We start from the raw sequence: 12,919 nt of genomic DNA, 5'->3' as shown, positions 1-12,919 counted from the left end.
CTGCCTCGCTCACTGGACGGTGACCGTCGGCCCGACGGAAATGCCAAGCGGCAACGGGAGCTTCGGATCCAGGCCAGAATCGATCACGATCTTGACCGGCACGCGCTGCACCACCTTGACGAAATTTCCGGTCGCGTTTTCCGGCGGAAAGGCGGTGAATTTGGAGCCCGAGCCGAGCTGGATGCTGTCGACATGGCCGCGCAGGTCCAGCGACGGATAAGCGTCGACCTTGATTCGGACCGGCTGCCCCGGCCGCATATAAGCGAGCTGGCTCTCCTTGAAATTCGCGGTCACCCAGACTTCGGGCGCGACGATCGAGAAGATCTGCTGGCCCGCGGCGATGTAGTTGCCGACTTCCACGTTGCGCTTGGTGATCCAGCCGTCCTGCGGCGCCCTGACCTCCGTCCACGACAGATTGAGATTGGCCTGGTCGAGCCGCGCCTGGGCCTGCTCGACCTGCCCCTTCAATTGCCCGACTTCGGTATCGGTCTGCCCGATTCGCTGCGGGACCGGCGAATTCTGCGTGACCTGCGCTTCCGCGAGCATCACCTGCGCCTGCGCCTGCTTGAGCGCCGCAGTGGCGGCGTCGATATCCTGCTGCGACGTCGCCAGCTTGGGCAGGTTTTGCTGACGATCGTAGTCGGCCTGCGCCCTGGCCAGGTTGGCCTTGGCGTTCGCCAGTTGCGCCTGCGCCTGCCCGAGCTGGGCCGGAAAATTCTTGCGCGCAATCTCGGCGCCGAGCTGCTGCCCCTCATACTGGCTTTTCGCCGTCGCCAAAGCGCCTTCCGCCTGTTCGCGGTCGTTGATGTATTGCCGCGGATCGATATGGATCAGCACCTGATCCTTCTTGACGAACTGGTTGTCGTTGACGTCGAGGGAAACGACGGTGCCGGCGACCTGCGCCGCGATGTTGACGGCGCGGCCGTCGGTATAGGCGTCGTCGGTGCTTTCCTGATTGCGGGTTTCGAACCAATAGGCGATGCCGCTGATCACCAGCGCGCCGACGACGATCGCGCCGATCGTGACGACCAGCGGCCGGCGGTTCTTCCGCGTTTCCTGTTCAGCCTGTTCAGGATCGTCGGTCTTGTTGCCGCCGCCGGAATTTTCGGCTTCGGGGGCGGCGGATTGCGGAGTTTTCCCCGCGGGCCGCTTTGCATCTTCGTGACTTGCGGCATCATGGTCGGTATCAGTGTCGGTCATCGCATCCCGTTCTTTGGGCGTATGTGCCGGAGCCGGCGAAGAAACCGGAGACTTAACCGAACTCATCGGTACGCACTATAAAATTCGGGCAAGCCGAGTCAACCAGCGCAGGTTATCCAAGAAATTCAATGGCAGAGACAAAAGCCAAGACCGTTCGCAGGGTTCCCCGGGGAGAAAAGCGGCGAGAGGAACTCGCCAAAGTGGCCGAGCGTCTGTTTCTGAAGCACGGATTTGCCGATACGACGATGCAGATGATCGCCTCGGAGGCGGAAGCCTCCAAGGAGACGCTTTACCGGCATTTTTCCAGCAAGGAAGCCCTGTTCGAAGAATTGATCAGCGCCAAGGCGGCCAAGGTTGCCGGCCCGCAAAGCGCGCTCGCACGGGACGAGCCGCCGGCAGCGGCGCTGTTCGAGCTCGGCATGAGCCTGATGCAGCTCCTGACCAAGGGCGAAGGATCTTCGCTTTTCCACATTATTATAGCCGACGCACACCGGGCGCCTGACCTGGCGGCGATCTTCTATGAGCGGGGACCAGGAACCACGCTCAAGCGGGTAACGGCCTATCTGCGGGCGGCGACGCAGCGCGGGCAGTTGCATTGCCCGGATCCGCGTCTCGCCGCCAAATTGTTTCTGGGCGCTGTGATCTCTTATTATCACCTGCATTGCCTGATCGGTCAGCCCCCCGCCCCGATAAGTCCCGCCGAGATGCAGGAGCATGTCCAGGCCGCGGTGGAGATGTTCCTGTCGCATTTCGCAAAATGATTCGCGCCCGCGCGCGCCCAGCGCCCCCCGGTTTTCGATGAAATCTAAAGAACCGTCCTGGCCGCAAGCGGCCGTCCTGGCGTAACTTGAGGACGGCTTCACAAGGGCGTTATTGCGGCGTGAACAAGAGCCTAATTAATGCGCTAAAGGTGCCAATTAAGGCTTCTTTTAGCTTTCATTTAGGCCTTATTAAACACGAAAATTTGTTGTGTCCCAACAGGTTGGGTTCTCGCTTGGTGTGACCAATGGGTGACAGCTTTTTATTCAAAACCTGTCTAAGTGCGCGCCATAGATGGAGCCGACACGCGGCTAATCTCAAATGATCAGTTGGAGAACAAGACCAATGAAAAAGATCCTACTCGCCACTGTGGCTCTCGTCGCCCTCGGCGCGACCGCGCCAGCACTTGCAGCCGACCTCGCGGCGCGCCCCTACACCAAGGCGCCGGCCTATGCGCCGACCCCGATCTATAACTGGACCGGCTTCTATATCGGCGGCCACATCGGCGGTGCGTTCGACGGCAACAACAGCCTGTCCGGCAGCGGCAGCGACGGCCGCTTCCTCGGCGGTGTCCAGGGCGGCGCAGACTATCAGTTCGCACCGAACTGGGTGGTCGGTATCGAAGCCGAATACAGCTGGCTGACCAGCAACAACAACGGCGTTCTGTTTCCCGGTGGCACGCTTGTGACCTCCAAGAACGACGAACTCGGATCGGTCACCGGCCGCATCGGCTACGCCATCGGACCGGCACTGATCTACGCCAAGGGCGGTTATGCCTTCAAGGACGGCGATCATATCAACGCCTTCTCTGGCGGCGTGCCGGTGGCCTTCACCACCGACGGCAACCATCGTGACGGTTACACGGTCGGCGGCGGCGTCGAATATATGTTCGCGCCCAGCTGGTCCGCGAAGATCGAATACCAGTATTACAATTTCGGCAGCGGCACCTTCACCAGCGGCCCCGCCGACATCGTCGGAAACCGGTTCCACGACGACGAGCATACTGTGAAGGCCGGCATCAACTATCGCTTCAACTGGGGTGGCCCGGTCGTCGCGAAGTACTGATCGCCTCCAATCGATTGACGGAAAGGCCGGCCTCGCGCCGGCCTTTTTGTTTTCGGGCCTTATAGTTTCGCGCCTGTGGTTTCGAGCCTGGAGCATGATCCGGAAAAAGCATGCCCTCGGGCTACGCCCCGATGGGTGGGCGCCGGTTTTCCGAAACGATCATGCTCTGGTGTAAAGAGCTTCGGACCAGGGGCTCTCATTCCGTTTGAAACGTTTTGTTTACGAACCTCCGTCCTCGCCCGGATCTGATTCGCCGTCGCGGAACGCCGCGCATATGCAAAATTGCGCAAAAACCGCTGGATTTCGAAATTTTATTAACTCGGCGACGCGATACTGCCCCGGTATTTCATCCTTGGGATGAACGCACGGGCAAGGCAGAACGCATGGCTCAACAATACACACCCCCTCGCCAGTCTTTTTTTGGTTTCTTCCGCCCGCAATGGGGCATCAGGGGCAGCCTCTTCGCAGCCTTTGTCGTCATCGCGGGCATGGCCATCGTCATCAGCGCCGGCGCGGGTCTGGCACTGCGGCAGCTCGGCGGCGCAATGACCGCTTTGAGCGGGCGGGATATTCCGCGCCTCGCCGCCAGCCTCCAGCTGGCGGCCCAGAGCGCCAGCCTCGCCAGCCATGGCCCGGCGCTGCTGGCCTCGCGCAACACCGAAATGCTCGACCAACGCACCCGAAAAATGAAGGAAACCCAGCAGACGGCCCTCGCCAAGCTCGGCGAGATCGCCCGGCTTGGCGCCGACAAGACCGTCGTCGCGTCCCTGGGCGAGACCGTCAAGCATATCGACGACACCATCGAGAGCCTGCGCTCGGCCGCCCGCGACCGGCTGGAGGCTGCCGCCCTGCATGACAAGCAATACGCCGCGCTGCGCAGCGCGCAGGCCGGCTTTGTGGCCGCCGCGAGCCCGGCGATGATGGATGCGCAAAGCGAGATCAATGCCGTCCTCGTCTCCGCGAACCTTTCCATCGACGACGCCACGGAGGCCGCGCGAACCGTCGACCAGCTTGGCCATGTCATCGCCAGCGGTCATCTCGCCGCGTCGCAGATGATCGCCGCGCTTTCAGCCAGCAGCCGCGACACGCTCGGGGCGATCGAAAAGGAATTCGGGGACACCAGGCAGCTTCTGACATCGAATCTCGAGATGCTGCCGAAAGGTCCGGACGCCACTGCGCTCGGAAACGCCGCACAGAAATTGCTGGCGCTGGGAGAAGGCAAGACCGGCGTCTTCACAATCCGCCAGAAGGAACTCGACGCCAACGACCACGGCGATCAGATTCTCGAAGAAACCGGCAAGCTCAATGCCGGCCTCGGCGTGAACGTGCAGCAGCTCGTCGACGGGGTGCAGCAGGAAACCGACGCCTCGGCCACGCAGGCGCGACAGGAGATTTCCCTCGCCACCACCATCATGCTGGCGCTCGGCGTCCTTACGCTCGCCGGATCGATCCTGTTCGTCTGGCTCTATGTCGGCCGCAACATCCTGCGCCGGATTCACGGCCTGCAACGCTCGATGCAGCTTCTGTCCGGCGGCGATCTCGCGGCGGAGATCTATCAGAGCGACCAGCGCGACGAGATCGCCTCGATGGCGGAGACGCTGCAAGTCTTTCGCAAGGGCATGATCGAGGCGCGTGCGCTCAGCGCCGACCAGGACAAGGACCGCGCCGCCAAGGCGGAACGCGCTTCCCGCATGGAGGCGCAGATTGCCGGCTTCGAAGCCGCCGTCCGCGGCGCGCTGGAAGGCCTGCAGAACTCGGCCAGTTCGATGCAAAGCGCGGCGGAATCCATGTCGGCGACGGCCGGTCAATCCAGCGCGCTGGTGAGCGCGGTGGTATCGGCCGCGGAGGAGACCTCCGTCAACGTGCAGACGGTATCCGCCGGAACCGAGCAATTGTCGTCGTCGATCACCGAAATCGGCCGCCAGGTCGTCACCTCGGCGGATATCGCCCGCAAGGCCGTCGATGAAGCGGGCGCCACCGACGCCACCATGCAGGGCCTTGCCGACAACGCCGCCCGCATCAGCGTCGTGGTCGATCTGATTCAGACCATCGCCTCGCAGACCAACCTGCTGGCACTGAACGCCACCATCGAAGCCGCGCGCGCCGGCGAAGCCGGCCGCGGCTTTGCAGTGGTCGCCTCGGAGGTGAAGAATCTCGCCAGCCAGACCGCGAAAGCCACCGACGAAATCCGTTCGCAGATTGCCAGCATGCAGGCGGTGACGGAATCCGCCGTCGGCGCGATCCGCAGCATCGGCAGCACCATCGGCGAGATCAACGAGGTGACCACCGCGATCGCCGCGGCGGTCGAGGAGCAGGGCGCGGCGACCCGCGAGATCGCCCGCAACATCCAGCACGCCGCCGGCGGCACCGGCGAGGTCTCGAGCCATATTGTCGGCGTCTCCACCGCCTCCGCCGAGGCCGGAACAGCCGCCAATGAGGTGCTGAACGCGTCGGGTGCGCTTCGCCGCGAGGCCGAGGTTTTGCGCGCGGAAATCGACACGTTCCTCACCAACATACGCGCGGCGTAGGGTGCTGGAATGACGGCCTTGCATGGATGGACGGAATTGGCGGCAAAACCGCGCTGCCTGCTGTCTTTTACTCAAGCCGCGATGTTTTTTCGGGCTGGCGCGCTGCGGATTGTGACGTTAAGCCGATGATGCGATGAATTCAAAAACCGACACGGTTCACTCTTCAGCGGAAGCACTGCGATACCCTTGGGAAAATCATCCCGGCCCGGATCAGGTCGTCGAGGTGATGCCGGGCGTGTTGTGGGTCCGGCTCAAGCTGCCGTTCCGCCTCGACCATGTGAACATCTATCTTCTGGCCGATGGCGACGGCTGGACGATGGTCGATTCCGGCTTCGGCAATGAAGAGTCGATCGCCGCCTGGACCACGCTGTTCGAGGGCCCGCTTCGGCATGTGAGGATCAGCCGGCTGATCGTGACCCACTCCCATCCCGATCACGTCGGCCTCGCCGGCTGGATCGTCGAGCGCTTCGGCTGCCCGTTCCAGATGTCGCAGGTCGAATATCTGCAATCGGTCTATCACCAGAATCGCGGCACCGAGGAGCGCCGCACCGCGCAGCGGCTGTTCTTCCGGCGCCACGGCATGGATGAGAGCCTGACCGACAAGCTGCTCGGCAGCGGCCAGGAGTATCTGAAGCGGGTTTCGGTCCTGCCGCCGTCCTATCGCCGCATCTCGCATGGCGACGAAGTTTGCATCGGCACGAGGCGCTTCAAGGTCATCACCGGCGGCGGTCACGCGCTGGACCAGGTGATGCTGTATTGCGCCGCCGACAAATTGTTCCTCGCCGCCGACCAGGTGCTGAGCAAGATCTCGCCCAATGTCAGCGTCTGGGCGGTCGAACCCGACCAGAATTCGCTCGGCGAATATCTGGCTTCGCTGGCGAGCCTGACCACCACCCTGCCCTATGATGTGCTGGTGCTGCCCGGCCACGGCGTGCCGTTCTACGGGTTGAAAACGCGCATCAAGCAACTGGCCGATCATCACGAGGAGCGCTGCCGGCTGATCGCCGACGCCTGCCGGCAAGTTCCGCAGACCTCGGCGCAACTGGTGCCCGTAGTGTTCCACAAGCACGTGCTGGATCCGCACCAGATGGGCTTTGCTGCCGGCGAACTGATTGCGCATGTCAATTACATGCTGGTCGAGGGACGGCTGACATCCGAGGCGACCGAAGGCGTGCTCCGGTTCAGAACCACCTGACTCAAACAATAACGACAACAATCAAACCGGAGCCATCACATTGATCGCGATCAATTCTTGATGCGCGTTGCGGGCAACCCGGCCTCCCGTTGAGGGCGCGGTCGAAAACTGATTTCGGCTCGACATTAAAGCTGGAAAAGCTCTAAAAAGAGGCTCGCCGCTCCGGCCAAAGCCCCGTTTCCAGGTTTCCGCCATGGATTACAGCCAATTTTTCAGCGCCGCCCTCTCTCGCCTGCATGAGGAGCGGCGTTACCGGGTTTTCGCCGATCTGGAGCGGATCGCAGGCCGGTTCCCGCATGCGACATGGCATTCCCCGAGCGGTTCGCGCAACGTCGTGATCTGGTGTTCCAACGACTATCTCGGCATGGGCCAGCACCCCAAGGTGGTCGGCGCGATGGTCGAGACCGCAACCCGGGTCGGAACCGGCGCCGGCGGCACCCGCAATATCGCCGGCACCCATCATCCGCTGGTGCAGCTGGAGGCGGAACTGGCCGACCTGCACGGCAAGGACGCGGCGCTGTTGTTCACCTCGGGCTATGTCTCGAACCAGACCGGCATCGCGACCCTTGCCAAGCTCATTCCGAACTGCCTGATCCTGTCGGACGCGCTCAACCACAATTCTATGATCGAAGGCGTTCGCCAGGCCGGTTGCGAGCGTCAGATCTTCCGCCACAGCGACGTGGCGCATCTTGAAGAACTGCTGCGCGCCGCCGGGCCCGACCGGCCGAAACTGATCGCCTGCGAAAGCCTGTATTCGATGGACGGCGACGTCGCGCCGCTGGCGAAGATCTGCGATCTGGCCGAGCGCTATGGCGCCATGACCTATGTCGACGAGGTTCATGCGGTCGGTATGTACGGTCCGCGCGGCGGCGGGATCGCCGAGCGCGACGGCGTGATGCACCGCATCGATGTCCTGGAAGGCACGCTGGCCAAAGCCTTTGGCTGCCTCGGCGGTTATATCGCCGCCAGCGCCGATATCATCGACGCCGTGCGTTCCTACGCCCCCGGCTTTATCTTCACCACCGCATTGCCGCCGGCGATCTGCTCGGCCGCGACCGCCGCGATCCGGCATCTCAAGACCTCGAACTGGGAGCGCGAGCGCCACCAGGACCGCTCCGCCCGCGTCAAGGCGATCCTGACGGGCGCCGGCCTGCCGGTGATGTCGAGCGACACCCATATCGTGCCGCTGTTCGTCGGCGACCCCGAGCGCTGCAAGCGGGCCTGCGACATCCTTCTGGAAGAACACGGCATCTATATCCAGCCGATCAACTATCCGACGGTCGCCAAGGGCACTGAGCGGCTGCGGATCACCCCCTCGCCCTATCATGACGACGGGCTGATCGACCAATTGGCCGAAGCGCTGTTGCAGGTCTGGGAGCGCCTCGACCTGCCGCTTAACGAGAAATCGCTCGCGGCCGAATAGCCGCGTCTCTCGCGGTCGAACCTATCCTGCCCGCATCCGGCTTAACGGCGCCCCTGAAAGCATGATCGGTTCTGTTTGAATCGGAACCGAATCTCCGGATTGTTGTTTTGACGCGTTTTGTTCACGCGAACCGGCATCCACCCCGGATCAAGTCCAGATCAGGCTTCGGTTGAAAACGCTCTAATTTCTTAATTCCATTAAGAAATTCGCTGTCGCCTGGGTCCAGGCAAAGCGCTAGGTTCAAAAGTAGGGTGCGCGAAGGAGCAAGCAGCAATGCTGCACGACTGGGGCGTGATTGCAGCCGCGTTCGGCTATATCGGGTTCCTGTTTTTCGTGGCCAGCCGCGGCGACCGCCTGTCGGCGGCGCAGCGCGGCCGCGCCGGCGCGCTGATCTACCCGCTGTCGCTCGCCATCTATTGCACGTCCTGGACGTTTTTCGGCTCGGTCGGCTTCGCCACCCGCACCAGCGTCGACTTCCTCGCGATCTATGTCGGCCCGATCCTGCTGGTCGCCTTCTGCACGCCGCTGCTGCGCCGGGTGATCCAGCTGACCAAATCGCAGAACATCACCTCGATCGCCGACTTCATCGGGGCGCGTTACGGCAAGAGCCAGGCCGTCGCCGCGACCGTCGCCCTGATCGCGATCATCGGATCGGTGCCCTATATCGCGCTGCAGCTCAAGGCGGTGGCGTCGTCGCTGGAGACGATCCTCAGCGAAGACCAGGCGTTCTCCACGATTCCGCTGGTCGGCGACATCGCGTTGATGGTGACGATCGCGATGGCCGCCTTCGCGGTGCTGTTCGGCACCCGCCAGACCGATGCGACGGAGCATCAACACGGCCTGATGCTCGCGATCGCCACCGAATCGATCGTGAAACTGGTGGCCTTTCTCGCCGCCGGCGCCTTCGTCACCTTCTGGATGTTCAGCCCCGCGGAATTGATCGAACGGGCGATGAAGACGCCGGAAGCGGTGCGGGCGATCGGCTATGTGCCGTCGATCGGCAATTTCCTGACCATGGTACTGCTGTCGTTTTGCGCGATCCTGATGTTGCCGCGGCAATTTCACGTCAGCGTGGTCGAGAATTCAGGCGATGCCGAAGTCGGACGGGCGCGCTGGCTGTTTCCGCTTTATCTCGTCGCCATCAACCTGTTCGTGATCCCGATCGCGCTCGCGGGTCTTGTGCTGTTCCCGTTCGGCGCAGTCGACAGCGACATGTATGTGCTGGCGCTGCCGATGGAGGGCCATGCGCCGCTGCTCAGCGTCGCCGTGTTTATCGGAGGCCTGTCGGCGGCGACCGCGATGGTGATCATGGAATGCGTCGCGCTTTCGATCATGGTGTCGAACGACATCGTGCTGCCGCTGGTGCTGCAACGCGGCGGCGAAGCGCGCGGCGGGCGGAAGGATTTTGGCGACTTCCTGCTCAGCGTGCGCCGCTTCGCGATCTTCGCCATCATGGTGATGGCCTATTTTTATTATCACGCGCTCGGCAACGCCCAGCTGGCGGCGATCGGACTGTTGTCCTTTGCAGCCGTCGCGCAGCTCGCGCCGGCGTTCTTCGGCGGCCTGTTCTGGCGCCGCTCGACCGCCGCCGGCGCGATCGGCGGCATGCTGGTCGGTATCGCCGTATGGACCTATACGCTGTTCCTACCGAGCTTCCTGGAAGGAAATACGGCCGGCCTTCTGCTGCTGCAACATGGCCCGTTCGGGATCGAGGCGCTGCGGCCGCAGGCGCTGTTCGGCGCCGATCTGCCGCCGCTTCTGCATGGCGCGCTCTGGAGCCTCTCGCTCAATATCTTGGCCTATGTGGTGCTGTCGCTCATGCGCCGGCCGACCTCGATCGAACTGGTGCAGGCCGATCTGTTCGTGCCGCGGGCGCTGACGCCGATCACGCCGACGCTCCGGCGCTGGCGCTCCACGGTCACCGTTCAGGACATTCAGACCACCGTGGCGCAGTATCTGGGCCCCGAGCGGTCCCGCCACGCATTCGAAAGCTTTTCGGCTCTCTCTCTCGAACCATCCGCGCCGGCCGACTTCGAACTGCTGCAGCACGCCGAACACCTGATCGCCTCCTCGATCGGGGCGGCCTCCTCGCGCCTGGTAATGTCGCTGCTGTTGCGCAAACGTACCGTCTCCGCCAAGGCCGCGCTCAAGCTGCTCGATGACGCCCACGCCGCGCTTCATTTCAACCGCGAGATCCTTCAGACCGCTTTGAACCATGTGCGGCAGGGCATCGCCGTGTTCGACGCCGACCTGCAGCTGATCTGCTCCAACCGGCAATTCGGCGAGATCCTCGCCCTGCCGCCCCACCTCGTTCAGCTCGGGATTCCGCTGCGCGAGATTCTCGAATTCATGGGCGCGGTCAGCCCTCCCGGTTTCGGCGACAGCCGGGAGCTGGTGGAGCGGCGCCTGACCGCCTACACCCGCCAGGGCGAGCCTTATCTGGAACGTCTTCCGGATCGTCACCTGGTGATCGAAGTGCGCGCCAACCGGATGCCGGGCGGCGGCCTGGTCATCACCTTCACCGACGTCACGCCCTCGTTCGAGGCCGCCGAAGCGCTGGAGCGCGCCAACGCGACGCTGGAAAAACGCGTGCGCGACCGCACCGAGGAACTGACGCGCCTGAATTCGGAGCTCGCGCTGGCCAAGAGCGCCGCCGAGGACGCCAGCATCTCGAAAACGCGCTTCCTGGCGGCGGCAAGCCACGACATCCTGCAACCGCTGAATGCGGCGCGGCTCTATGTGACCAGCCTGGTCGAGCGGCAAACCGGCGGCGAGGATTCGCGGCTGGTGCAAAACATCGATGATTCGCTCGAAGCCATCGAAGAAATTCTCGGCGCGCTCCTGGATATCTCCCGGCTCGACGCCGGCGCCATGACGACGTCGGTCACAAGCTTCAAGATCGGCGACCTGATGCGCTCGCTCGAAATCGAATTTGCGCCGATGGCGCGGGCCAAGGGATTGAAGCTGACCTTCGTGCCATGTTCGCTGCCGGTCGAATCCGACCGGCTGCTGCTGCGGCGGCTGCTGCAAAACCTGATCTCCAACGCCATCAAGTACACGCCGCGCGGACGCGTCATGATCGGCTGCCGGCGCCGCGGACAATCGCTGCAGATCTGCATCTACGATACCGGCGTCGGCATTCCCACACTCAAGCGCGGCGAGATCTTCAAGGAGTTTCACCGGCTGGAACAGGGCGCGCGGATCGCCCGCGGCCTGGGCCTGGGGCTGTCGATCGTCGAACGCCTCGCCCGCGTCCTCAACCACGGCATCGCACTCGATTCCAATGTCAGCGGCGGCTCGCTTTTCTCGGTGACGGTGCCGACCGCAAAAGCCGTCAATTATACCGCCGCTGTCACCAGCGCCACGCCGCTTTCCAAGGCGCCGATGAGCGGCACCCTGATCGTCTGCATCGAGAACGATGCGGCGATCCTGGACGGCATGCGGACGCTGCTGACGGCCTGGGACGCCGAGGTCATCGCGGTCGCCGATCCCGACGCCGCCATCGAGGCGATCGACGCCGCCGGCGGCCGGGTCACCGGACTGTTGGTGGACTATCATCTCGACCGCGGCAACGGCCTTGCCGCCATCCGCGACATCCGCCGCCGCTTCGGCGAAAGCCTGCCGGCGATCCTGATCACGGCGGACCGCAGTCCGCATGTCAGGGCGGCGGCGCGGGAAGAGCAAATCGCGGTGCTGAACAAACCGGTCAAGCCGGCATCCTTGCGCGCCCTGATCGGGCAGTGGCGCGCCCGGCGGATGGCGGCGGCGGAATAATAAAGCGTTTTCGGGCGAAAGCCTGCCCCGGACTTGGATAGCGGGGCGGGAACCGGTTCGCGTGAAGAAAACGCGTCAAAACAACAATCTGGAGCTTCGGTTCTGATTCGGTCAGAACCGGGCTCTCGAAATTATTGTTACGCCGACGGAGCGTCCTGCTTCCACTGGCCGCCGGCGATTTTGGCCGCGGCGATCACGGCCTGGGTGCGGCTCTCGACGCCGAGCTTTTGCAGGATCGCGGAGACATGCGCCTTGATCGTCGCCTCCGACACGCCGAGCTCATAGGCGATCTGCTTGTTGAGCAGCCCCTCCGACAGCATCATCAGCACCCGCACCTGCTGCGGCGTAAGCGTCACCAGCCGGTCGCGCAGGCGGCTCATGTCCGGGTCCGCCGCGGAAGACAAATCGGTATCCGGCGGCACCCAGACGTCGCCTTCCATGACTTTCAGAATCGCGTCGCGCAGGGTCTCGACGCCGAACCGCTTGGGGATGAATCCCGAGGCCCCGAAATCCAGCGACCTGCGGATCGTGCCGCCATCGTCGCTGGCCGACACGATCACCACCGGAATCGCCGGGTACTGCGCACGCAGGTAGATCAATCCCGAAAAGCCGCTGATCCCCGGCATCGACAGATCCAGCAGCACCATATCCACGTCCGAATCCTGCTCGAGCAACGAGGTCAATTCTTCGAACGACCCCGCTTCATCGATCTTCGCGGAGCTTACAACGCCGGCTACCGCCTGCCGCAACGCATCGCGGAACAACGGATGATCATCGGCAATGATGAGGTGGGTGCTTGCAGTCATTTCTTTCTTACGAGACGCTCCGGCATGGGCCTTGGCCGCTCCCTCAATTCCGGCGACACCAGCTTTTTTCTTTCACCGATTGTCCTCTGCCCCGCAGCCGCATGCAAGCGCGCAATGTTGCTCTGCGGCAAAGCAGTTAATCCACGTCGTTTTGTGCGCTGCAACACAG

8 protein-coding genes are annotated in these 12,919 nt (G+C 63.3%); 6 read left to right on the top strand and 2 right to left on the bottom strand.

Annotated features, from left to right (window positions below):
• Positions 1 to 9: 9 nt before the first annotated feature.
• Complete coding sequence (locus tag HB630_RS11480; protein WP_213772334.1) at positions 10 to 1,200, bottom strand: HlyD family secretion protein; 1,191 nt, start codon at positions 1,198 to 1,200, stop codon at positions 10 to 12.
• A 128-nt stretch (positions 1,201 to 1,328) separates the two neighbouring features.
• Between HB630_RS11480 and HB630_RS11475 the strand changes: the two genes are divergently transcribed.
• The 6 genes from HB630_RS11475 (at position 1,329) to HB630_RS11450 (ending at position 11,944) form a co-directional block, all read left to right on the top strand.
• Entirely contained in the window at positions 1,329 to 1,961 is a 633-nt protein-coding gene (locus tag HB630_RS11475) for a TetR/AcrR family transcriptional regulator (RefSeq protein ID WP_213772333.1), read from the top strand.
• Positions 1,962 to 2,304: 343 nt separating this feature from the next.
• On the top strand, positions 2,305 to 3,024 hold the full coding sequence (locus HB630_RS11470; protein ID WP_213772332.1) for an outer membrane beta-barrel protein: 720 nt from the start codon (positions 2,305 to 2,307) through the stop codon (positions 3,022 to 3,024).
• 383 nt (positions 3,025 to 3,407) lie between these two features.
• Positions 3,408 to 5,552, top strand: coding sequence for a methyl-accepting chemotaxis protein (locus tag HB630_RS11465; RefSeq protein WP_213772331.1), 2,145 nt, complete (start codon positions 3,408 to 3,410; stop codon positions 5,550 to 5,552).
• A gap of 133 nt (positions 5,553 to 5,685) precedes the next feature.
• On the top strand, positions 5,686 to 6,747 hold the full coding sequence (locus HB630_RS11460) for an MBL fold metallo-hydrolase (RefSeq protein WP_213772330.1): 1,062 nt from the start codon (positions 5,686 to 5,688) through the stop codon (positions 6,745 to 6,747).
• A gap of 193 nt (positions 6,748 to 6,940) precedes the next feature.
• The gene (gene hemA / locus HB630_RS11455) at positions 6,941 to 8,170 is read left to right on the top strand and encodes a 5-aminolevulinate synthase (RefSeq protein ID WP_213772329.1); all 1,230 of its coding nucleotides are present in this window, start codon (positions 6,941 to 6,943) and stop codon (positions 8,168 to 8,170) included.
• Positions 8,171 to 8,443: 273 nt separating this feature from the next.
• Positions 8,444 to 11,944, top strand: a complete 3,501-nt coding sequence (locus HB630_RS11450; protein WP_213772328.1) for a hybrid sensor histidine kinase/response regulator — start codon at positions 8,444 to 8,446, stop codon at positions 11,942 to 11,944.
• A 137-nt stretch (positions 11,945 to 12,081) separates the two neighbouring features.
• Here the strand turns inward: HB630_RS11450 and HB630_RS11445 are convergent, their stop codons facing one another.
• Entirely contained in the window at positions 12,082 to 12,750 is a 669-nt protein-coding gene (locus HB630_RS11445; RefSeq protein ID WP_213772327.1) for a response regulator transcription factor, read from the bottom strand.
• Between the last annotated feature and the right edge of the window lie 169 nt (positions 12,751 to 12,919).

The organism is Bradyrhizobium sp. dw_78 (assembly GCF_018449525.1).
GTDB lineage: Bacteria > Pseudomonadota > Alphaproteobacteria > Rhizobiales > Xanthobacteraceae > Bradyrhizobium.
Note: the sequence above shows the minus strand (reverse complement) of the source record. Positions and strands in the feature narration are given on the sequence as shown.